The sequence below is a fragment of the Nocardioides alpinus genome, assembly GCF_900112035.1.
GTDB classification, from domain to species: Bacteria; Actinomycetota; Actinomycetes; order Propionibacteriales; family Nocardioidaceae; genus Nocardioides; species Nocardioides alpinus.
Genome location: NZ_FOKC01000001.1, coordinates 797,950 through 819,998, shown reverse-complemented (window position 1 = coordinate 819,998; position 22,049 = coordinate 797,950). Strand labels below are relative to the sequence as shown.

The following is a 22,049-nucleotide window of genomic DNA, read 5'->3' as shown; positions in this document are numbered from 1 at the left end:
GTCATGCCGAACCTCTCCTCGCTCCTCGAAGGCTCTGCCCAGGCCCACCCGGACCGCACAGCGGTGGTGCTGGGCGACACCCGCCTCACCTATGCCCAGGTCAACGCCGGGGCCAGCCAGGTGGCCAACCTGCTGGTCTCGCGCGGGATCCAGCCGGGCGACAAGGTGGCGCTGAGCTGCCCCAACCTGCCCTACTTCCCGATCGTCTACTACGGCATCCTCAAGGCCGGAGCGACGGTCGTCCCGCTCAACGTCCTGCTCAAGGGCCGCGAGGTGGCCTACCACCTCGACGACTCGGACGCGAAGGCCTACTTCTGCTTCCAGGGCACGCCCGAGCTGCCGATCGGCGCGGAGGGCCACGCCGGCTTCGAGCAGACCGACGGGAGCGAGCACTTCTTCGTCATCACCGCCGACCCGGCCGCCGAGTCCCCGATCGAGGGGACAGAGACCCTGGGCCAGGCGCTCAAGGGGCAGTCGCCGGTGTTCGAGACCCGCGAGGTCGACGGCGACGACACCGCCGTCATCCTCTACACCTCCGGCACCACCGGCCAGCCCAAGGGCGCCGAGCTGATGCACCGCAACATGATCTCCAACGCGCTCGCGAGCGACGCGCTCTTCGGGGCCGACGCCGACAACCCCGACACGCTGCTGTGCGTGCTGCCGCTCTTCCACTCGTTCGGCCAGACGGTGATCATGAACGCCGGCTTCGCCTTCGGCGGAACGGTCGTGCTGCTGCCGCGCTTCGAGGCCGGCCCGGCGCTGGGCCTCATGGACAAGGAGGGCGTCACCTTCTTCGCCGGTGTGCCGACGATGTACTGGGGGCTCCTCGGCGCCCTCGACGACTCGGGTGTCGACGTCAAGAAGCTCGCCGACACGATGCGGGTCGCCGCGGCCGGCGGCTCGGCGCTGCCGGTCGAGGTGCACAAGGAGTTCGAGCGGCGCTTCGGCGTGACGATCCTGGAGGGCTACGGCCTCTCCGAGACGTCGCCGGTCGCCAGCTTCTCCGTCTGGGGCGAGCCCGCCCGGGTCGGCTCGATCGGACGCCCGATCCCCGGCGTCGAGATGAAGCTGATCAACCCCGAGCCCGGCGTCCGCGAGGACCTCGAGGACGGCGACGACGTGGTCGGCGAGATCGCGATCAAGGGCCCCAACATCATGAAGGGCTACTACGGACGTCCCGAGGCCACCGACGACGCGATCGTCGACGGCTGGTTCCGCTCCGGCGACCTCGGTCGCAAGGACGGCGACGGCTGGTACTACATCGTCGACCGGTCCAAGGACATGATCATCCGCGGCGGTTACAACGTCTATCCGCGCGAGATCGAGGAAGTCCTCCTCACCCACCCCGACGTCTCGCTCGCCGCCGTGATCGGCGTGCCGCACGAGAGCCACGGCGAGGAGATCAAGGCAGTGGTCATCCGCAAGGACGGCGCGAGCGTCACCGAGGACGAGCTGGTGGCCTGGGGCAAGGACCAGATGGCGGGCTACAAGTACCCCCGCATCGTCCAGTTCGTCGACGCATTGCCGATGACGGCCACCGGCAAGATCCTCAAGCGGGAGCTCAGCTGATGCGCGCGCTGTGGATCGCGATGGGCGCGATCATGGTGCTCGTCGGTGCGGTGTGGACCTTCCAGGGCCTCGGCTACCTCGAGGGCAGCGCGATGACCGACCAGACCCTCTGGGCGATCCTCGGCCCGATCCTCGCGGGGCTCGGCGTGGGGCTGATCGTGGTCTCGGCGCGCCGCAGGGCCTGACGGGCCGTCAGGTCGGCGGCGCTGGGGTGGACCCGGGCGTGCCCCGCTCCGGTACGTCACTAGAATCAGCCCTGCCCAGCCCCGCCTGTCCTCAGGAGCACTCCGTGGCCCGATACGTCGTCGATGTCATGCCCAAGCCCGAGATCCTCGACCCGCAGGGCAAGGCCGTCCTCGGCGCCCTGCCCCGGCTGGGGTTCGCCGGCGTCAGCGACGTCCGTCAGGGCAAGCGGTTCGAGATCGAGCTCGAGGGTGACGCCAGTGATGCCCTCCTCGCTGAGGTGCGCGAGATGGCTGAGAAGCTGCTCTCCAACCCGGTGATCGAGGACTTCGAGGTGCACGCGCAGGGGGAACGGGCATGAAGGTCGGCGTCGTCACCTTCCCCGGCTCGCTCGACGACGTCGATGCGCGCCGCGCGGTGTCCATCGGCGGCCACGAGGCCGTCGCGCTCTGGCACGGCGACGAGGACCTCAGGGGTGTCGACGCGGTCGTGCTCCCCGGCGGCTTCTCCTACGGCGACTACCTCCGCTGCGGCGCGATCTCCCGCTTCGCCCCGGTCATGGCGTCGGTCATCGAGGCGGCCGGCAAGGGGATGCCGGTCCTCGGCATCTGCAACGGCTTCCAGATCCTCTGCGAGTCGCACCTGCTGCCCGGTGCGCTGATCCGCAACGACCACCGCACATTCGTGTGCCGCGACCAGCGGCTGCGGATCGAACGGGTCGACACCCCCTGGACGTCGGCGTACGCCGCCGGCGCCGAGGTGACGATCGTGCTCAAGAACGGCGAGGGCGGCTTCGTCGCCGACGAGCCCACGCTCGACCGGCTCGAGGGCGAGGGCCTCGTGGTCGCGCGCTACCTCGAGGGCAACCCCAACGGCTCGCTGCGCGACATCGCGGGCATCTCCAACGAGCGCGGCAACGTGGTCGGCCTGATGCCGCACCCCGAGCACGCGGTCGAGGACCTCACCGGACCCGGCACCGACGGTCTCGGTTTCTTCACCTCGCTCGTCGAGCAGGCGTTTGCGTGAAGTCCCGCCCCACCCCGCGCACCCTCTACCGCACGGCCGCCGTCGCCGAGGCGATCACCTGGGCGCTGCTGCTGACCGGGATGTTCCTCAAGTACGTCACGGAGACCACCGAGCTCGGTGTGCAGGTCTTCGGCATGGTCCACGGCGTCGTCTTCATCGCCTACTGCCTCGCGACCGTCCTGCTGGCGGTCGACCAGCGGTGGCCGCTCGGCCGCCTCGCCCTCGGCCTGGTCGCGGCGGTGCCGCCGTTCGCGACGGTGCCGTTCGAGAGGTACGCCGAGCGCTCGGGGCTGCTCGGTGACGAGTGGCGGCTGCGGTCGGAGGCGCCCCGCGGCGCCATCGAGAAGGTGACCGCGTGGCTGCTGCGCCGACCGGCCCAGGGCCTGCTCGTCGCCGTGGTCGCGGTCGCCGGCCTGACCGGCGTCGCGCTCGTGGTCGGTCCGCCCGCCTGAGGCAGACGTCGACGGACTGCGGGTCGGGCTACTTGCCCTGCTGCAGCTTGTTCCAGGTCTGCGGGGTGGCGACACCGGAGACCGCGATCCGCAGACGCGCCTGGTAGGCACGCAGCGCCTTCTCGGTCTTGGCGTCGAGGACACCCGTCGCCTTGAACCGTCCGGCGCCGGCCGCGTTGAGCGCCCGCTGCAGGCGGTGGACCGACTCGTCGGTCGAGCCCCGCTTGATCGTCGTACGAGCGCCGGCGGCCAGGAGTGCCGTCCAGTGCCGCTTCTCGAAGGTGTCGGTCGGGGAGAACTTCCGCGAGGCCTGCCAGGCGCGGGCCGCGGCGACGGTCGCGGCGTCGTACGCCCCGTTGATCGCGCCGGAGTAGGTGCCCTGCTCGATCAGCAGGCACTGGAGGACCTTGACCCGCGTCGGCTGCGCGGCGGCGGGGGAGAGCGTGGGGTACTTCCAGAAGCCGAGGCGGGTGCCGGGGCAGCGGCCCTCGGCGCGCGCGACGGACCCGGCGCCGAGGTCGAGGAAGTTGCTGTCGATGTTGATCGTGACGCCGCCCCAGGTCTCGTTGTGGCCGCCGAGGTACTGCTTCATCCGGCCGCCCGGGCGCCAGCCGTCCTCGGGGATGTAGGTCGTCGAGGTGTTGGCCACGCCGTCCCAGCGGGCGATCCAGATGCGGTCCGGCAGGGCGAACTGCCCGGGTCGCTGGACGCGCGCGTCGTCGAGCATCTTGATGCCCGAGCTGGCGCTCGAGTAGAAGCCGGCGACGTAGCCCTGCTCCTTGATGCGCGTGACCCAGCGGGACACGAAGACCAGCGCCGACTCACGGCAGTGGGTGTCGCCGAGGTTGAAGCCCTCCAGGTCGTACCAGATGGTGCTGCCCGGCCCGATGCCGTACGCCATCGCGTCGGCGGCGTTCTTGTCGGCCTCGGCGGCGCCCTGCGCCGCGGCCTTGGCGTAGCCGCCGGTCGGGGAGGGCGAGATCGTGAAGTCGTCCTGGTAGCGGGGGAAGCGCGGCTGGCACGACGCCTGCGGTCCCAGGGCGATCGGCAGCAGCCGCCACCCGCGGGCGACCTGGGTCGCCACCCAGGTCGGGCTCAGGTTGGGTTGCGAGCGGCACGCCCGTGAGTCGCCGGAGATGTAGATGCCGACGGCCGAGAAGGGTGACTTCTTCCACCAGGTGTCCATGGCCGACTGCGTCGGTGCGAGGCACTGGTCGAAGCCGTGGCCGGTGAAGTCGCCGGGCGTGGCCAGGGCGATCTGGCGCTGGCTGGCCATCCGGCCGGCTGGGGCCTCGTCCGCGGTGGCGCTCGTCGAGACCAGCCCGAGGAGGGGCAGCACGAGGGCGGCGACGGACGCGGCGGCGAGCGTACGGACAAGGCGACGCATGGTGACTCCATTGAGCGGGGAAGAGTGAGAGCGACCGCCAGAGAACCACACCAGTCACACACGTAACAGAGGTTCGCGCGAACTACAGACGTGTAGTTCCTCTCCCGAGGTCGAGTGCGGTCGCGGTAGCAGTCGGCACGGCGTCGCGCACTCGACTCCGCGGCGCTCAGGATTCGCTGGTCGGCACCTCGTCGAAGAGGAAGTTGCCCTTGGCCTCCTCCTCCTCGATCAGCTCCTCGAAGGCCAGCGCGAGGTCCTCCTGGTGCTCCTCGAACATTTTCGTGAGATGCCCCTGCAGCAGGTGGCTGTGGGGGGACTCGCCGGCGAAGACCCGCTCCCACGTGTCCTCGCCGGCCGTGATCTTCTCGACGAGCGACTTCATGTCCTCGCCGAGCTCGCCGGACTCCGCCTGCTCCTCGAGGGCGCGCTTCTCCTCGTCGGTGAGCACCGGGCGCGCGTTCATCTCATCGACGGTGGCCCGGAGGTCGGAGAGGGTCGCGGTGAGGTCCTCGCGGGCCTCGCTGATGGCTGCCAGGATCTCGGCCTGGCTGCGGGGGTCGCTCATACTGCCGATGATGCCGGGGCGGGCGCGGGTGCGGAGGGCGCGACCGGAGCCGGGCGCTGGCCGATCGTCGGCGTCGTGATGGAGCCCGGGTCGCGGGTCACGCTGCTCGGGGTGCCGGTCGAGGTGGGCGCGGTCGGCGTCGAGACGGGGGCCACGTCTTCGTCGAAGAAGTTCTTCACGGTCTCGATGAAGGACTTCACCTGCGTGAGGACGTTGATGAGCTTCATGATCGCCTTGTAGGCCTTCATCACGGCCTGGAACGCCTGGAACACGGCCTGCACGACGCGGGCCCAGCCGACGCCGGGGATGCTCATCCTGGCGAGCGCCGACGACACGGTCTGCACGGCGGACTTCACGCACTCGACGACGGACATCGCGGTCTGCCAGGCGTCCTTGCAGATCTGGACGACGTTCTGGCCCATCCGGACGAGCTGGCCGGCCTGGGTGTCGAGCGAGCCCACCCACGTGCCGATCTGCTTGATCGCCGCGTCCGAGGCGCCGCCCTGCCAGCTCTTCGAGACCGTCTGGCCACCGCTCTGGAGGTTGGTGGCCACGCCCTTCATCGACGTGCCGAGGCTGCCGAACGACGAGCCCTGCGAGGAGGCGCCGACCACGTCGCCGCCGATCTTCTCGGCGAGCTCGGCGCGGATGTCGAAGCCGGTGAGCATGCGCACCAGGTCGCAGACGGTGTCGTAGGGAAAGCCGAAGTTGACCTGGGGGAGGCTGGTCTCGGTCGGAGCAGCCCGGCGGATCGTGGTGTCGGCGACGTCCCAGAAGCCGGTCGACCCGTCGCGCCCGTCGACGCCCTGCGCCTGGTGGCGGCGTACGACTCCGTCCTCGGTGAGGGTGAAGTCGCGGGCGGTGGCCCGCAGCGCCTCGGCGTGGTCGGCCATCCCGGTGCCGTTGTCCGCCAGCGACTGGTTCACCGAGGGCAGGAGGGCGTTGTAGGCGCCCATCATGGTCTCGAGGATCGGCCCGAAGTCGGTCTGGACGAGGCTGTGGCCGCCGTTGCGGGCGATGCCGGTGAGGTCGTCGCTGGCGCGCTGGACCTGCGCGGACCAGGCGTCGAGCTCCGAGAGGTCGACGGTCATCACGGCGTTCATCGCAGCTCCTGGAGGGCCTGGCTCGGGGCGTGGGGTGTGCCCGCTGACGTTCCCCGAAGTACCCGGGGCGAAACCCGCGCGTGCGAAGTGTTTGCCCACAGGTCGACCGAGGCCGTGTTTGGACCCTCCGGTCGCGGGTATCCCGCAGAGGTGAGCGGAGACGGGAAGCGAGCGCTGATGCAGGTCGAGCCGACCAGGCTGGTCGAGCTCGCCGCGTCGTCCGACGCCATCCTGGCGACGATGCGCCAGGACTGGGCCGCCGCCCTCGACGACCTCTCCGCGGCCTGCGGCACGCTCGGCGACGCGACCGGGGCGCTGAACGTCTCGGCCTCCTACGCCGACTCGCTCACCGACGCCGGCGAGGTCGTCACCGCCCTCACCGCCGCCCTCGGCGTGGGCGTCGCCGGGCTCGTGGACGCTGCGCAGGACGCCGTACGAGCCGACGACACCGTGGCCGCCGAGCTCGACCGGACCACCCGCCACCTCTACGACGACGGCCCGGGACGTACGCCGGGCCGCTGGGGGCGCTGACCGTGCCGGCCAACCCGTGGGAGCTGCGCGCCGACGTGCGCCCGCTCGACCTCGCCGCCCAGCGCTGGACCGAGATCGGTGCCCTGCTCGCCCGGCGGGGCGACGAGCTGGTCGCGGTGGCCAGACGGGCCACGGAGGGCTGGGACGCGGCCGCGGCCGAGAGCTACGAGGAGCACCGGCGCCAGGTGCTCGCCCACCTCGACCGGTTCACCGACCTGACGGCCGTGATCGCCGGCAGCCTGCGCGCCGTCAGCGGGGTCCTCACCTCCGCGCAGAAGGAGCTCGACCAGGCCTGGACCAACGTCGCGATGGTCCCGCACGACGTCGTGGGGGAGTCGCGCCACCTCGTCTTCCGCCCCGCCGAGGACGACGACCGCGGCAAGGTCACGCGGGGGCAGGCGGAGGCCGACGAGATCCGTCGGCGACTGACGCTGGCGCTCGACCAGGAGGGCACCCGGCTGAGGTCCGCGCGCTCCGAGTTCGTCATGGTCCGCAGCGAGCTCACGACCCTGACCGGCGGCGCCTTCCCGGGCGGGCTGCCCGACGGCGCGGAGACCGGTGTCGGCGCGATCGCTCCGGCATCCACCTCGGTGCGCGGCTCGGCCCAGTCCGGGGTGACGGCGCTCCCGCCGATCGCACCCCTCTCCGTCTCGATGCCCGACCTGTCGGGCCTGTCCGGTCCCTCCCCGGCCGGCCTCGCACCCCTGGCCGCCACCGCCGCCAGCGGGATGGGCCGCCGCGACGCAGCTCGAGCGGCCACGACCGGCATGCCGCCCGTGGGCGGCATGGGCGGCGCTGCGATGGGGGTGCGCGGCGGGACGACGTCGCGCGGCATGGACAGCGGCCGCGCCGGTGCCCGGCGGCTCGCGACCCCGACGCTGAAGGGCGCGACCGAGGACGAGGCCGCCCGGCTGGCACGGGACAGGGAAGCTGCCAGGGCGAGCGAGAAGGAGGCCAAGCGCGCCGCCCTCGCCGAGAGGCGGGCCGAGCGCGCCGCCCGTCGGGCTGAGCGCGAGGCCGAGAAGGACGATCGCGATCCGGCCTACGACGTGGAGCTCGAGGAGGACGAGCGGGAGGACGAGCGGGAGGACGAGCTGGGCGACGAGGTGGACGAGGGCCTCGGGCCGGACGCCGAGACCGACGACGGGGACCACGCGCAGCGCCGGTAGATTGGCGCCGTGCCCGACACGAGCGCTCCGCAGTCCGCGTCCCCCAGGTCCTCTGGCCTGACGACCTCCGGTGCGACGAGCACCCTCGACACGGTGGCCCTGGCGTCCGCCGACGCCGAGCGCGAGCAGCCGTGGGCGGAGCTGGGCCTCAAGGCCGACGAGTACGCCCGCATCCGCGAGATCCTCGGCCGACGCCCGACCAGCTCCGAGCTGGCGATGTACAGCGTCATGTGGAGCGAGCACTGCTCCTACAAGTCGACCAAGGTGCACCTCAAGCAGTTCAGCGAGATCCCGCAGGAGACGCCCGTCGGCAAGATGCTCGCGGGCATCGGTGAGAACGCCGGCGTCCTCGACATCGGCCAGGGCTACGCGGTGACCTTCAAGGTCGAGAGCCACAACCACCCGTCGTTCGTCGAGCCCTACCAGGGTGCGGCCACCGGTGTCGGCGGCATCGTCCGCGACATCCTCGCCATGGGCGCGCGACCGGTCGCAGTGATGGACCCGCTCCGCTTCGGTCCGCTCGACGCCCCCGACACCGCACGGGTGCTGCCCGGGATCGTCGCCGGCGTCGGCGGCTACGGCAACTGCCTCGGCCTGCCCAACATCGGCGGTGAGGCGGTCTTCGACGAGACGTACGCCGGCAACCCGCTGGTCAACGCGCTCTGCGTGGGCGTGCTGCGCCACGAGGACCTCCACCTCGCCAACGCGACCGGCACCGGCAACCAGGTCGTGCTCTACGGCGCCCGCACCGGCGGCGACGGCATCGGCGGCGTCTCGGTCCTCGCGAGCGAGACCTTCGACGAGGGTGGCCCCGCCAAGCGACCGAGCGTCCAGGTCGGCGACCCCTTCATGGAGAAGCTGCTCATCGAGTGCACGCTCGAGCTCTTCGCCGCCGGCGTCATCGCCGGCATCCAGGACCTCGGCGGTGCCGGGCTGTCCTGCGCCACCTCCGAACTCGCCTCGGCCGGCGACGGCGGCATGCACGTCGAGCTCGACCGGGTCCCCCTGCGCGACTCCTCGCTCGCGCCCGAGGAGATCCTGATGAGCGAGTCGCAGGAGCGGATGATGGCGGTCGTCGAGCCCGGCGACGTCGAGGCCTTCATGGCGATCTGCGAGAAGTGGGACGTCGAGGCAGTCGTGGTCGGCGAGGTCACCGACAGCGGTCGGCTGCACATCGACTGGCACGGCGAGCGCGTGGTCGACGTACCCCCGCGGTCCGTCGCGCACGACGGCCCGACCTACCACCGCCCCTTCGCCCGGCCCGCCTGGCAGGACGCGCTGCAGGCCGACGGCGCCGAGGCGCTCGCCCGCCCGTCGTCCGGCGGCGAGCTGCGGTCGACGCTGCTGCAGCTGGTGGCCTCGCCCAACCTCTGCGACAAGTCGTGGATCACCGACCAGTACGACCGCTACGTCCAGGGCAACACCGTCCTCGCGCAGCCGTCCGACTCGGGGATGGTGCGCGTCGACGCCGACACCAACCTCGGCGTCTCGGTCTCCACCGACTGCAACGGCCGCTTCGCCAAGCTCGACCCCTACACCGGCGCCCAGCTCGCGCTGGCCGAGTCCTTCCGCAACGTCGCCACCGGTGGCGCGCGACCCCTCGCCGTCTCCGACTGCCTCAACTTCGGCTCACCCGAGGACCCCGACGTGATGTGGCAGTTCGCCGAGGCCTGCCGCGGCCTCAAGGACGCCTGCCTCGAGCTCGGCATCCCCGTCACCGGGGGCAACGTCAGCCTCTACAACCAGACCGGCGAGACGGCGATCCTGCCCACGCCCGTGGTGGCGGTCCTCGGTGTCATCGAGGACGTCACCCGGCGTACGCCGACCGGCTTCCAGGCCGCGGGCGAGCGGGCCTTCCTCCTGGGCGAGACCCGCGAGGAGCTCTCCGGCTCGGAGTGGGCCCACGTCGTCCACGGTCACCTCGGTGGGCTCCCGCCGCGCCTGGACCTGGGCGCCGAGCAGGCGCTCGCGTCGCTGCTGCAGGACGCGTCGCGTGACGCGGTCGTCACCAGCGCCCACGACCTGTCGGACGGTGGGCTGGCGCAGGCGCTGGTGGAGTCGACCTTCGGCCGCGGCATCGGCGTCTCGGTCTCGGTGGCCTCGGTCGCCGGTGGCGACGCCTTCGTGGCGCTCTTCGCCGAGTCGACCGCCCGCGCACTGGTGACGGTCACCGACGACCGGGCCGACGCCCTGGTCGCGCTCGCCGAGCAGCACGGCGTACCGATCACGCCCCTCGGGCGCACCGGCGGCGACACGCTCTCCGTCGAGGGTGCCTTCGACCTGCCGGTCGCCGAGGCGAAGGCAGCCTGGCAGGCGACGCTTCCGGCCGTCTTCGGCGCCTGAGTCGACGGCACCCGGCTGGGTGCCCGCCGCTGGGTGACAGCCGCTGGGTCACCGCCGCTGGTTGAGCAGCGAGCTCATCCCGCCGCTGGTTGAGCAGCGAGCGCAGCGAGCGTGTCGAAACCAAGGCACCTGATGGCCTCGGTTTCGACACGGGCGCCAAGGCGCCCTGCTCAACCAGCGGAAGGTTGCGCCAGGGCGCCGTGCTCCACCAGCGGGGTGGCGGCGGACCCCGCTCCACCAGCGGGGCGAGGGGTCAGCTCGACCGGCGCATGGCCCGTACGCCGACCACGAGCCCGAGGGCGGCGACGACCGCCGCACCGGCGAATCCCTGCGCAACGACGTCCGACGGGTAGGTCCCGGCGAAGAGCACCCGCGTGGCGTCGACGACGTACGTCATCGGGTTGAGGGCGGAGACCACCTCGAGCCAGCGCGGGGCGCCGTCGATCGGCAGCAGCACGCCGGCGGTGAGCAGCGTCGGGAACAGCAGCGTCTGCTGGACCGTCCAGAACATCCAGTCCTGGCCCTTCGACGCGAGCGCGAGGGCGAAGGACAGGGCGCCGACGCCGACGCTGAACAGCGACAGCAGCAGTGCGGCCACGAGCACGCCGTCGAGGTGCAGGTCGAAGCTGAACGGCGTCACCACCGCGACGATGATCGCGACCTGCATCAGCATCGGCACGACCTCCTTCAGGGCGCGCCCGACGAGCAGCGCCGGGCGACCGATGGGGGAGACGAGCTGGCGCTCGTGCGAGCCGGACTGCATCTCCTCCATGAGGCTGGAGCCGGTGAAGGACGCGCCCATCAGCGCGGTCATGGCGACGATGCCGGGCACGAACCACTGCAGCGCGGATCCGCCGGTCGCCATGTCCGGCAGGAGCGGGGCGAAGAGCCCGAGGAAGACCAGCGGCTGGATCATCGCGAAGACGACCGCCATGGGCTCGCGCCAGACCGGCTTGAGCTCGCGGGTCATCACGTTGACGGTGTCGTTGACGAACGTGCTCATGCTGCTACCTCGTTGTTGATCTCGGTGGAGTCGGTGTCGGGTGAAGGGGCCTGCTGTGTCTCGCGCAGGCTGCGACCGGTCAGGTCGAGGAAGACGTCGTCGAGGGTGGGGCGGGCGACCTCGACCCGGGTCGGGGGTACGCCGTCCGCGGTCAGGTCGGCGAGCAGCTCGCCGACCATCCGGGAGCCGTCCTTCACGCGCAGCGACACCGCGTCACCGTCCACGTCGACCCTGGACTCCGGCACCCGCCCGAGGCGCGCGGCCGCACGGGCAGCGGACGACGGGTCGTCGTAGCCGAGCCGCACGAGGTCGCCGAGCCCGCTCTTGAGGCGGGCCGCGGAGTCGTCGGCGATCATCCGGCCGTGGTCGACGACGATCACCCGGTCGGCGAGCGCGTCGGCCTCCTCGAGGTAGTGGGTGGTGAGCACGACCGTGCTGCCGCTGTCGGCGTGGAGTCGTCGGACCAGCTCCTGCAGGTTGGCCCGGTTCTGCGGGTCGAGCCCGGTCGAGGGCTCGTCGAGGAAGAGCACCCGCGGCACGTGCACCAACCCCATGGCGATGTCGAGCCGCCGGCGCTGGCCGCCGGAGAGGGAGGAGACCTTGCGGTCGGCGACCGCGGTGAGGTCGAGGTCCTCGATGAGCTGCGCGGCCCGCTCGCGCGACTCGGCGTGGGACAGCCCGTACGCCCGGCCCTGGCTGATCAGCTCGTCGCGACCGAGCTGCCGGTGACCCGCACCGTTGCCCTGCCCGACGAAGCCGATCGCGCGGCGTACGTCCTTCTGTCCCGTCACCACGTCGTGCCCGGCGACGCTCGCCGTGCCCGAGGTGGGCGGGATCAAGGTGGTGAGCATGCGGAGGGTCGTGGACTTCCCGGCCCCGTTGGGTCCGAGGAAGGCCACCAGCTCGCCCTGCCCGATCTCGAGGTCGAGGCCCTGGACGGCCTCGACGGTCTGCTTGCGCGAGGTGAAGTGGCGGGTCAGGCCACGGGTCACGATCGCCGGGGAGGAATGGTCGGAGTGTGTGTGGTGGGTCATGACGATCACGCTAGGAGCCCATCAGGTCAGATTGTGACCGCATTGAGGATTAGTCTTCGGGACATGAGCACGAGCGAACGGATGCTGCGCCTGCTGTCGCTGCTCCAGACCCACCGCTACTGGCCGGGCCCGGAGCTCTCCGACCGGCTCGAGGTCAGCCCGCGGACGTTGCGCCGCGACGTCGATCGGCTCCGCGAGCTCGGCTACACCGTCGACGCGGTCCGCGGCGCCGCCGGCGGCTACCAGCTCCGTGGAGGCGGGTCGCTCCCACCGCTGCTCCTGGAGGACGAGGAGGCCGTCGCCATCGCCGTCGGGCTCCGTACGGCTGCAGCGGGCGCCGTGGCCGGAATGGACGACTGGTCGGTGCAGGCGCTCTCCAAGGTCCTGTCCCTCATGCCCCCGCGGCTGCGCCGCCAGATGGATGCCGTCGCCTCGCAGACCGAGTCGCCCGGCCCGTGGGAGGGAGCGCCCGTCTTCGACGCAGCCGTGCTGACCACGCTGGCGCAGGCCTGCCGCGACGGCGAGCTGCTGCGCTTCGACTACACCGCGCGCGAGGCCGACGCGACCCACCGTCGCGTGGAGCCGCTGCGGCTGGTCTCGCTGGGGCGCCGCTGGTACCTCGTCGCGTGGGACCGCGACCGGATGGACTGGCGCAGCTTCCGCCTCGACCGGATCTCCGATCCCGAGCCCACCGGGCAGCGGTTCCGGGCCCGCGAGCTCCCGGCTGAGGACGCGCTCGCCTTCGTGCAGCAGGGCATCCGCCAGCGGCCCCAGCGCTACGCCGTACGCGCTCGGGTGGCGCTCGCCGCCGACCTCCTCGCGACCCAGGTGGGCCGTTGGGGGACGGTCACGCCCGACGGCGAGGGGTGCCTGCTCGAGATGAACGTCGACGACCTCGACTGGCCGGTCATGGTCCTGGCCGGCTCGGGCGCGGACTTCGTCGTCGAGTCGCCGCCCGAGCTGGCGGTCCGGGTCGCGGAGGTGGCGGCCCGGTTCGCGCGGACGGGCGCTGCGTGAGCCCGACCGAGCGATCCGGCGCTCGGCTCCGAACCACGGGCATGCGCCGTCGTACGCTGCTCGCCCTGCCTGCCCTCGGGCTGGTCCCGTCCGCCCTGCTGGGCGCCTGCTCCGAGGAGTCCTCCGTGCCCGCCGATCCCGGATCTGCTGCCGTCCCCGAGGCAGGCGAGGGCGCCGAGGTGATCGCCTACGGCGACGACCCCTCGCAGCTCGCCGAGCTCCATCGCCCCGACGGGCCGTCGCGGGGTGTGGTCGTGGTCATCCATGGCGGCTTCTGGAAGTCGGCCTACGACTACACGCTCGGCCAGCCGCTGGCCCGCTCGCTGGCGGCCGAGGGCTGGACGGCGTGGAACATCGAGTACCGACGCGTGGGCAACGGCGGCGGCACGCCGCAGACCTTTGACGACGTGGCCGCGGCCATCGACGCCCTGGCCGACGTCGAGGGCGTCGACACGTCCACCGTCGTGACGCTCGGTCACTCCGCCGGCGGGCACCTGGCCGTGTGGGCAGCAGGCCGCGCGGACCCGCGGGTTGCTGTCACCCACGCCATCTCGCAGGCCGGGGTGCTGGACCTGGTCATGTCCGAGCGGATGGGCCTCGGTGGCGGCGCGGCCGCCTCGCTGCTCGGCCACACACCCGGCCCCGCCGACGCGCAGTGGGACCCGCAGCAGCAGATCCCGCTCGACGTCCCGGTCTGGTGCGTCCACGGGATCGACGACGCGATCGTCCCCCTCGGGCAGTCGGAGGGCTACGTCGTCGACGCGCAGGCCGCGGGCGCGCAGGCCGAGATCGTCCGGGTCGAGGGCGACCACTTCGTGGTGATCGACCCCGACAGCGAGGCGTGGACCGCGACGCTCGAGGTCCTCGACTCCATCGCCTGAGCGCACCATGAAGGCAGTTCGCGGACCCTCCGGCGCGGAACACGCTCAGCGACTGCCGACCGGCCGCGAACTGCCTTCATGGTGTCGGGCTAGCCTCGATCCGTGCCCGCCCGCCTCAAGATCCTGACCCCCGACCAGCTCGCCGGCGCGACGACCGACGCCGACACGAAGGCGCTGGTCAAGCACTACCTCGCCGTCCTCGAGGACCGCGCTCCCGGCCGCTCGGTCGAGGTCAGGGTGCCGCCCTACGCCGCGGTCCAGGTCGTCCCTGGCGTCCGGCACACGCGCGGCACCCCGCCGGCGGTGATCGAGACCGACGCCGAGACCTGGCTGGCCCTGGCCACCGGACGTACGACGTGGCACCAGGCCGTCGATGCCGGCTCCGTCCGCGCCAGCGGCGAGCGCACGGACCTGTCGGCCTACCTCCCGCTGGAGACGCGGTGAGGGCGGCCGTGTCGACCACCGAGCTCGCCGAGGCCGTCGGCCCCGTCGACGGCGTCGAGGTCGTCGTCTGGAACGGTGACGGGCCCGCGCCCGAGGGCGTCGAGTTCTGGGTCCCCCACTACGCCACCCGCGCCGACGTCATCGACCGCGGCCACGACCTGCAGGGCCTCGAGGTCGTCCAGCTGCAGAGCGCGGGGTACGACGGCGTGGCCGAGCGGCTGCCCGGTGGCATCACTCTCTGCAACGCGACCGGGGTGCACGACGACGCGACCGCCGAGCACGCGGTGGGCCTGATCCTGGCCAGCCTGCGCGGGATCCCCGAGTCCGTGCGCCAGCACGGCCACTGGCAGTCGTTGCCCGGCCGGCGGTCCCTGGCGGACGCGCGGGTGCTGGTCCTCGGCTACGGCTCGATCGGTCGGGCGCTGGCGGAGCGGCTGCTGCCGATGAAGGCATCGGTCACCGCGGTCGCCTCCCGCGAGCGCGACGACGACCTGGTCGGCCGGGTGCGGGCCATCGGCGACCTTCCCTCGCTCCTGCCGGAGCAGGACGTGGTGGTGGCGCTCGTGCCGCTGAGCGAGGAGACCCGCGGGCTCCTCGATGACGACACCCTCGCCCTCCTGCCCGACGGAGCCCTCGTCGTCAACGTCGCCCGCGGGCCGGTCGTCGACACCGACGCGGTGCTGCGCCACGCCGGCCGCCTGCGCTTCGCCCTCGACGTGACCGACCCCGAGCCGCTGCCCGACGGCCACCCGCTCTGGGATGCCCCCGACGTCCTCATCACGCCGCACATCGCGGGAGGTACGACGGCGATGCTGCCGCGCATCTCCTCCCTCGTCCGCGACCAGCTGCGTCGGAGGGTGGCCGGCGAACCGCTCATCAACGTCGTCAGCCACTAACCTCCGCTCATGCACGTGACCTCCCTCGGCTTTCGGACCGACCTGGCCCTCCTGACCGCCTCCGGCAGTGTCGTCGAGGACCGCGGCACGCACCTCGTGGTGCGCTCGCCCGACAACCCGTCGTACTTCTGGGGCAACTTCCTCCTCCTCGCCCGGCCGCCGTTCCCGGGCGGCGAGCGCGAGGTGGTGGGCGCGTTCCACACCGAGTTCCCGCTGGCAGACCACGTGAGCCTCGGCATCGACACCGCCGATCTCTCCGACGAGGCCACGGCAGCGTTCGAGGACGCAGGCCTGACGGTCGACGTCGCGACCGTGCTCACCGCCTCGTCGCTGCAGGCCCCGCGGGAGGTCGAGGCGGAGGTCCGGCCGATCTCCGGCGACGAGGAGTGGGAGGCTCGCGCCCGCCTCAGCCAGCAGCTCTACCCGCAGACCTCGGAAGAGTCGTTCATGACCTTCGCCCGCCAGAAGAACGCGCAGGAGCGGCGTCTGGTCGATGCCGGTCGCGGCCGGCGCTTCGGTGCCTTCGTCGACGGCCAGCTCGTCTCGACCGCCGGCATCTTCGTCACCGAGGACGGGGTCGCCCGGTTCCAGAGCGTCGAGACCCACACCGAGCACCGGCGCAAGGGGCTCGCCTCGGCCGTCGTCCACGGTGCGGGGCAGCACGCCCTCGACCAGCTCGGCGTACGCACCCTCGTGATCGTCGCCGACGCCGACGGCGACGCCATCGGGATCTACCGACGCCTCGGGTTCGCCGACGTCGAGCGCCAGCTGATGCTCGAGAAGCGCACTGGCGAGTGGGCCGAGATGGACGGCGCCTAGTCTGCTGGGTTTCGACGCGCGGTCGCGACCTCGCGAGCTCGGTCGCGCGCCTGCTCAACCTCCCGACCCACGCCGTGAGCGACTCCGTCGCCCCCGGATCAGCTCCGCGTGTCTCGACGGGCGGTCGCGACCTCGCGAGCTCGGTCGTGCGCTTGCTCAACCTCCCGACCCACGCCGTGAGCGACTCCGTCGCTCCCGGCTAGGGTCGTGACATGACTGTCGACATCACCGCTCGCCTCGCCGAGGTCATGCCCGGTATCCGCCGCGACCTCGAGGACCTGGTCCGCATCCAGTCGGTGTCCGCCGACCCGGCTCGCGCCGGCGAGGTCGAGCGCAGCGCCGAGGCGACCCGCGTCCTGTTCGCGGCCGAGGGCTTCGACGCCGAGATCGTCCGGGCCCACGACGGCGCCCCTCCGGCCGTGATCGCCCGGAAGGCCGGCCCCGAGGGTGCCCCGACCGTCCTGCTCTACGCCCACCACGACGTCCAGCCCGAGAACGACCACGCCGACTGGGACTCCCCGCCGTGGGAGCCGACCGAGCGCGGCGACCGCCTCTACGGCCGCGGTGCGGCCGACGACAAGGCCGGCATCGCCGCGCACCTCGGCGCCGTGCGGATCTTCGGCGACGAGCTGCCGGTCAACCTGGTGATGTTCATCGAGGGTGAGGAGGAGGTCGGCTCCGACACCCTCGTCGAGCTGCTCACCGCCCACAAGGACCGCCTCGAGGCCGATGTCATCGTCATCGCGGACTCCGGCAACTGGGACATCGGCGAGCCGGCCCTGACCACGAGCCTGCGCGGCCTGGTCCGGATGGACGTCGAGGTCCGCACGCTCACGCACGCGGTGCACAGCGGCATGTGGGGCGGCCTGGTGCCGGACTCGATCATGACCCTGAGCCGCCTCATCGCCAGCCTCAACCACGACGACGGCAGCGTCGCCATCGAAGGCCTCTTCTCCGGTCCGGCCGCCGACGTCGACTATCCCGAGGCCCGCCTGCGGGCGGAGTCCGGTGCTGCCGAGGGTGTCGACTGGATCGGCACCGGCAGCGTCGTCGAGCGGCTCTGGACGCAGCCCGCGCTGTCGATCACCGGCTTCGACGCCCCCAAGGTCGAGGGCGCCTCCAACACCCTCGTCCCGGCCGCGCGCTGCCGCATCAGCCTGCGCATCGCCCCCGGCGACACGACCGCCAACGCCGTCGAGCGCCTCCAGGCACACCTCGAGAAGCACGTCGCGTGGGGCGCGACCCTCACCACCACGGTCGTCGACACCGGCGAGGCCACGCAGATCGACGCCAGCGGTCCGGCGTACGACGCCGCGCGGGCGGCCTTCGCAGAGGCATGGGACGGCACGGCGCCCGTCGACATGGGAGTCGGCGGCTCGATCCCCTTCATCGCGGAGTTCCTCGAGGCGTTCCCGCAGGCCAGCGTGCTGGTCACCGGCGTGGAGGACCCCGACACCCGCGCCCACGGCGCCAACGAGGGCCTGCACCTCGCGGAGTTCGAGAAGGTCGTCAAGGCCGAGGCGTTCCTCCTGCGCAACCTCGGGGAGCTCCCTCGGGGCTGAACGCCGTCGAAGGAGACGCGGACCCTGCCAGTAGCGTGAAGCAATGGCCACCTTCACTGCGCGCGACCGGTCCTCGGCGCCGTTGCGCTCACCCCGCAGCGAGGTCTGGGCGGCACTGACCGACGCCAGCCTCATCGCCAAGATCACCCCCTACGTCACCTCGATCGACGTCGAGGGTGAGAAATGGCTGTGGCGGATGGGCACGATCCCGGTGCTGGGCGTCTCGGTCGCGCCGCGCTTCACCGAGGTGATGGAGTTCGAGCCCGAGGAGCGGATCCAGTTCCGCCACGACCCCTCGCGCCCCGACGAGATGACGGCGGTCGAGGGCACCTACCTCCTGTCCGACCGCGCCGACGGCGGCACCGACGTCAGCATCGACCTCGAGATCGCCTGCAAGCTGCCGCTGCCGGGCCTCGCCCGCCCCGCGGTCGAGCGGGTCATGGTGCAGGTCGTCAAGCACATGGGGGTCGTCTTCTCCCGCAACCTCCTCAAGCACCTCGGGGAGGCCTGAGCCATGAGGATCCTCGTCCTGGGCGCCACCGGCTACGTCGGCTCGCGGCTCGTTCCCCACCTGCTCGAGGACGGCCACGAGGTGCTGGCCGCCTCGTCGTCCGTCCCCGATCCCGAGCGCTTCGGGTGGGACCCGCGCGTGCGCGCGCTGCGCTGCGACGTGACCGACCGGACCGCCGTCGAGGCGGCGCTCAAGGGCGTCGACGCGGTGGTCTACCTCGTCCACTCCCTCAACCGCACCGACTTCACCGACCGCGACCGCCGCGGCGCCGAGGTCGTGGCGGCCGCCGTCGCGGACAGCGACGTACGCCGCCTCGTCTACCTCTCCGGGCTGGTGCCGGACGTGCCGGAGAGCGAGCTCTCCGAGCACATCACCTCGCGCCTGGAGGTCGAGCGGATCCTGCTGGGCACCGGCGTCGGCGCCGTGGCGCTGCGCGCCGGTGTCGTCCTGGGCGCCGGGTCCACCTCGTTCGAGATCGTCCGGCAGATCGCCACCCTCTTCGTGGTCCAGCCCGTGCCGACCTGGATGCGCAGCTCCGTGCAGCCGGTCGCGGTCTCCGACGTCCTCCGCGCGATCGTCGACGCGCTGGAGGACGAGGCGATGAGCGGCGCCGTCGACGTCGGCGGCCCGGACGTCATCGCCTACCCCGACCTGATGGGCGCCTGCTCCCGTGGCGCCGGCCTCACCCGCCTGCGCGTCCCGGCCTTCCTCGTGCCCACCACCCTGGTGGGCCTGGCCACGGCGCTCGTCACGACCGCGCCGTTCCACACGGTGACCTCCTTGATCGAGTCCCTGCACCACGACATGGTCTGCCGCCCCGGCCACACCTGGGTGCCGCGCAACGGCAGCCCGCTGGTCACGCTGGAGGAGGCGGTGCGCCGGGCGTCCGACCCGTCGTACGACGGACCCGAGGCCGTCCTGTCCTCGGACCCGGCCTGGGCCCGGCCGTTCCCACTCCTCGACGTCGTACCGCTGCCGGCGTCCACGCGCGCCGTCGCCCGCCTCGCCCTGCACCGCGTCGCCCAGCTGCTCGACACCTGAGGGCCCGTCAGGTCTCTCCTTCCGGACGTCCGGCTTGAATCGTGACAGCGACGCTGTCAGAGTGTTGGGGCGGTTCCTGGGGAGGGGCCTCTGACCCGGGAGGACGCCGGGCTGATCAGATCGGGTGATTCTCGGATGCCCTCGTCGAGCGACCTCCACGACCCCGCACACGAGCCCGGCCGCGAGCCCGGCCGTGAGCCGACGGGTCGGACGCCGTACGCCCTGGACCGTCGCCGCTTCGTCGGCTACGTCCTCGGCGGCGCCACCCTCGTGGCGGCCGCCGACCTGGTGCTCGTCGACGCGCCGCCCGCCGGTGCCGAGATCCCCACCGTGCCGCAGATCCCCGAGGTCTACGACCTCAACGACATGCTCACCGACGCAGCGCGACCGACGGCCAACCTGATCAAGGTGACGATCAACGAGGACGGCACGGCCAGCTTCGAGCTGCCACGCGCCGAGGTCGGCCAAGGCATCACCACCTCGACGGCAATGCTCATCGCCGAGGAGCTCGACCTGCCGCTGGACAGGGTCCACGTCACCCTCGCTCCCGCCCGGCCCGAGCTGCTGTTCAACCAGCTCACCGGCGGCTCCAACACCACGATCTCGACCTACACCCCGGTCCGGGTCGCCGCCGCGGTCGCCCGCCTCGCCCTGCTCGAGGCCGCCGCGATCCTGCTGGGCGACACCGTGGGCGGCCTCGTGGCCAAGGGCGGCGTGATCACCGCGCCGGGTGGGGCCTCGGTCACCTATGGCGAGCTCGCGGTCAAGGCCGCGGCCTCCGGCGACCGCGCCGTCGAGGTGCAGCTCAAGAGCGAGGACGACTTCGCCCTCGTCGGCCAGCCCACCAACCGGGTCGACGCCGTGGCGGCGGTGACCGGCGCCAAGGACTTCACCACCGACCTCGACGTCCCCGGCGCGCTGCCCACGATGGTGTGCCGGGCACCCACGCTCAACGGCACCCCGGTGTCCGTGCGCAACCAGGCGCAGGTCGAGTCGATGCCGGGCATCACCCACGTCGCCCAGGTCAGCACCGGCGTCGCCGTGCGCGCCGAGACGTTCGGGCAGTGCATCGACGCCGTACGCGCCCTGGACGTGGCCTGGAAGGACGGGCCCGTGGCGGGGGAGAGCGACGCCACGATCCTGCGGAAGGTCCGCGCGGCCCAGCTCCCGATGCCCCGTCTGCCCGACACCCCGCTCGCGCAGACCGTCTCCGGCGACTTCACGTTCTGGTTCCGCAGCAACTCCGCGATGGACACCAACAGCGCCATCGCCGACGTACGACCCGACGGGGCGACCATCTGGGCGGGGCTCAAGTCGCCCATCGTGGCGCAGCAGCAGATCGCCCTCAAGCTCGGCATGGCGCCCGACAAGGTGAAGGTCAACGTCGTCACCGCCGGCGGGTCCTTCGGCCGGCGGCTGTTCTTCGACGCCGCGCTGGAGGCCGCCGAGATCTCCCAGGCGATGGGCGCCCCGGTCAGGCTGATGTGGCACCGCGCCGACGACGCCCGCGTCGGGCGGGGTCACCCGTTGGGCACCTGCCGGGTGCAGGCCACCGTCGTGGGCACCAACGTGCTGGCCTTCAACCAGTCGCTGACCTGCGTCGAGACCGACTTCCGCCACGGCCTCGGCGAGATCATCACCGCCGCGGCCGCCGACCTGCCTGCCGGGGTCGGCAACCTGGGCTTCGCCGAGACGATCTTCACCCTCACCCAGGAGGTCCCCTACGACTTCGGCGCGGTCGTCCAGACCCTCGTCGAGACCGACGACCGCTTCAACACCGGTTCGATGCGCAACATCTACTCACCCGACGTCCGCGTCGCCGGCGAGCTGATCGTCGACAAGCTGGCCGCGAAGATGAAGATGGACCCCTACCAGTTCCGCCGGAAGTTCCAGCGCAACCCGCGCCTCCTGGCCGTGCTCGACACGGTCGCCCAGGCCGGCGAGTGGGGCAGGGCGATGCCGGCCGGCACCGCGCAGGGCATCGCGATCCACAAGGAGTACAAGGGCGTCTCGGCCTGCCTGGTGGAGATCGACACGCGGCCCGCGACGACCGGTCGCGAGATCCGCAACGCGGTGACCGGCCCGCGCGTCACGCGGGTCACCTTTGCCATCGACGTCGGGCTCGCGATCAACCCCCGCGGGCTGGAGGCACAGATGCAGGGTGGGATCAACGACGGCATCGCCCTGGCGCTGACGTCCAGCATGCACCTGCGCGACGGCCACTTCCTCGAGGGCAGCTGGGACAACTACTTCTACACGCGGCAGTGGAACACCCCGCCCGACGTGCGGGTGATCGTGATGCCGTCCGAGGAGACGGTGCCCGGTGGCGCGGGGGAGGCGGGCGTCGCCGCGTCGTTCGCCGCGGTGGCCTGCGCCTACGCCCGAGCCACGGGGACCATGCCGACCGAGTTCCCGATCAACCACGGACAGCTGTCCTTCGAGCCCAAGCCCTTCACGCCGCCCATCCCGCAGTCGCCGACTGACGGCCTCGAGCTCACCTCCTGAGGAGCACT

Annotated in this window: 22 protein-coding genes; 17 read left to right on the top strand and 5 right to left on the bottom strand. The window is 72.1% G+C overall.

The genetic code is table 11. The features are described 5' to 3' along the window. Positions 1–3 precede the first annotated feature (3 nt). The 5 genes from BM127_RS03960 (at position 4) to BM127_RS03940 (ending at position 3,230) form a co-directional block, all read left to right on the top strand. Positions 4–1,569, top strand: a complete 1,566-nt coding sequence (locus BM127_RS03960; RefSeq protein ID WP_091194591.1) for a long-chain-fatty-acid--CoA ligase — start codon at positions 4–6, stop codon at positions 1,567–1,569. Continuing rightward, positions 1,569–1,754 carry a hypothetical protein gene (locus BM127_RS03955; RefSeq protein ID WP_091194589.1) on the top strand — a complete coding sequence of 62 codons (186 nt, stop codon included), beginning with the start codon at positions 1,569–1,571 and terminating at the stop codon, positions 1,752–1,754. Before BM127_RS03960 ends, BM127_RS03955 begins: the two co-directional genes overlap by 1 nt. A 104-nt stretch (positions 1,755–1,858) precedes the next feature. Continuing rightward, positions 1,859–2,113: a phosphoribosylformylglycinamidine synthase subunit PurS gene (gene purS, locus BM127_RS03950; RefSeq protein WP_091194587.1), complete on the top strand. Its 255-nt coding sequence runs from the start codon at positions 1,859–1,861 to the stop codon at positions 2,111–2,113. Further along, positions 2,110–2,778 (top strand): phosphoribosylformylglycinamidine synthase subunit PurQ, encoded by a 669-nt coding sequence (purQ, locus tag BM127_RS03945; RefSeq protein ID WP_091194584.1) that lies wholly within the window; start codon positions 2,110–2,112, stop codon positions 2,776–2,778. Before purS ends, purQ begins: the two co-directional genes overlap by 4 nt. After that, positions 2,775–3,230 carry a DUF3817 domain-containing protein gene (locus BM127_RS03940; RefSeq protein ID WP_091194581.1) on the top strand — a complete coding sequence of 152 codons (456 nt, stop codon included), beginning with the start codon at positions 2,775–2,777 and terminating at the stop codon, positions 3,228–3,230. Before purQ ends, BM127_RS03940 begins: the two co-directional genes overlap by 4 nt. A gap of 28 nt (positions 3,231–3,258) precedes the next feature. Here the strand turns inward: BM127_RS03940 and BM127_RS03935 are convergent, their stop codons facing one another. From BM127_RS03935 to BM127_RS03925, 3 genes are all read right to left on the bottom strand, one after another. Continuing rightward, positions 3,259–4,617 (bottom strand): glycoside hydrolase domain-containing protein, encoded by a 1,359-nt coding sequence (locus BM127_RS03935; protein WP_091194578.1) that lies wholly within the window; start codon positions 4,615–4,617, stop codon positions 3,259–3,261. 166 nt (positions 4,618–4,783) lie between these two features. After that, a complete protein-coding gene (locus BM127_RS03930) occupies positions 4,784–5,182 on the bottom strand; it encodes a hypothetical protein (protein WP_091194575.1) in 399 nt (132 codons plus the stop codon). Next, a complete protein-coding gene (locus BM127_RS03925; protein ID WP_091194573.1) occupies positions 5,179–6,285 on the bottom strand; it encodes a hypothetical protein in 1,107 nt (368 codons plus the stop codon). Before BM127_RS03925 ends, BM127_RS03930 begins: the two co-directional genes overlap by 4 nt. Before the next feature lie 150 nt (positions 6,286–6,435). Between BM127_RS03925 and BM127_RS03920 the strand changes: the two genes are divergently transcribed. From BM127_RS03920 to purL, 3 genes are read left to right on the top strand one after another with little or no spacing between them, the layout of a single operon-like run. Continuing rightward, positions 6,436–6,816, top strand: coding sequence for a hypothetical protein (locus tag BM127_RS03920; protein WP_139227628.1), 381 nt, complete (start codon positions 6,436–6,438; stop codon positions 6,814–6,816). A 2-nt stretch (positions 6,817–6,818) separates the two neighbouring features. Further along, positions 6,819–7,985 carry a hypothetical protein gene (locus BM127_RS22120; protein ID WP_091194568.1) on the top strand — a complete coding sequence of 389 codons (1,167 nt, stop codon included), beginning with the start codon at positions 6,819–6,821 and terminating at the stop codon, positions 7,983–7,985. A 57-nt stretch (positions 7,986–8,042) separates the two neighbouring features. Further along, entirely contained in the window at positions 8,043–10,328 is a 2,286-nt protein-coding gene (gene purL / locus BM127_RS03910) for a phosphoribosylformylglycinamidine synthase subunit PurL (RefSeq protein WP_091195457.1), read from the top strand. A 253-nt stretch (positions 10,329–10,581) separates the two neighbouring features. Here purL and BM127_RS03905 read toward each other — a convergent pair whose 3' ends face one another. Both BM127_RS03905 and BM127_RS03900 read right to left on the bottom strand, forming a co-directional pair. Continuing rightward, positions 10,582–11,331, bottom strand: coding sequence for an ABC transporter permease (locus BM127_RS03905; protein ID WP_091194564.1), 750 nt, complete (start codon positions 11,329–11,331; stop codon positions 10,582–10,584). Next, positions 11,328–12,365: an ATP-binding cassette domain-containing protein gene (locus BM127_RS03900; RefSeq protein WP_091195455.1), complete on the bottom strand. Its 1,038-nt coding sequence runs from the start codon at positions 12,363–12,365 to the stop codon at positions 11,328–11,330. The genes BM127_RS03905 and BM127_RS03900 overlap by 4 nt, the downstream gene beginning before the upstream one ends. Before the next feature lie 63 nt (positions 12,366–12,428). On the opposite strand from BM127_RS03900, the gene BM127_RS03895 reads away from it, so the two are divergent. From BM127_RS03895 to BM127_RS03850, 9 genes are all read left to right on the top strand, one after another. Further along, the gene (locus BM127_RS03895; protein ID WP_198554481.1) at positions 12,429–13,382 is read left to right on the top strand and encodes a helix-turn-helix transcriptional regulator; all 954 of its coding nucleotides are present in this window, start codon (positions 12,429–12,431) and stop codon (positions 13,380–13,382) included. Beyond that, complete coding sequence (locus tag BM127_RS03890; protein ID WP_231263088.1) at positions 13,379–14,263, top strand: alpha/beta hydrolase family protein; 885 nt, start codon at positions 13,379–13,381, stop codon at positions 14,261–14,263. The genes BM127_RS03895 and BM127_RS03890 overlap by 4 nt, the downstream gene beginning before the upstream one ends. Positions 14,264–14,365: 102 nt before the next feature. Further along, complete coding sequence (locus BM127_RS03885; RefSeq protein WP_157829669.1) at positions 14,366–14,707, top strand: sterol carrier family protein; 342 nt, start codon at positions 14,366–14,368, stop codon at positions 14,705–14,707. Between the two features lie 8 nt (positions 14,708–14,715). Continuing rightward, a complete protein-coding gene (locus BM127_RS03880; protein WP_231263089.1) occupies positions 14,716–15,603 on the top strand; it encodes a 2-hydroxyacid dehydrogenase in 888 nt (295 codons plus the stop codon). Between the two features lie 9 nt (positions 15,604–15,612). Further along, positions 15,613–16,422 carry a GNAT family N-acetyltransferase gene (locus BM127_RS03875; protein WP_198554480.1) on the top strand — a complete coding sequence of 270 codons (810 nt, stop codon included), beginning with the start codon at positions 15,613–15,615 and terminating at the stop codon, positions 16,420–16,422. A gap of 212 nt (positions 16,423–16,634) precedes the next feature. Beyond that, positions 16,635–17,984, top strand: a complete 1,350-nt coding sequence (locus BM127_RS03865; RefSeq protein WP_091194553.1) for a dipeptidase — start codon at positions 16,635–16,637, stop codon at positions 17,982–17,984. Positions 17,985–18,027: 43 nt separating this feature from the next. Then, positions 18,028–18,495: an SRPBCC family protein gene (locus BM127_RS03860; RefSeq protein WP_091194550.1), complete on the top strand. Its 468-nt coding sequence runs from the start codon at positions 18,028–18,030 to the stop codon at positions 18,493–18,495. A 3-nt stretch (positions 18,496–18,498) separates the two neighbouring features. Continuing rightward, a complete protein-coding gene (locus BM127_RS03855) occupies positions 18,499–19,536 on the top strand; it encodes an NAD(P)H-binding protein (RefSeq protein ID WP_091194548.1) in 1,038 nt (345 codons plus the stop codon). Positions 19,537–19,671: 135 nt separating this feature from the next. Continuing rightward, positions 19,672–22,041, top strand: a complete 2,370-nt coding sequence (locus tag BM127_RS03850; RefSeq protein ID WP_091194545.1) for a molybdopterin cofactor-binding domain-containing protein — start codon at positions 19,672–19,674, stop codon at positions 22,039–22,041. The last annotated feature ends 8 nt before the right edge of the window (positions 22,042–22,049 follow it).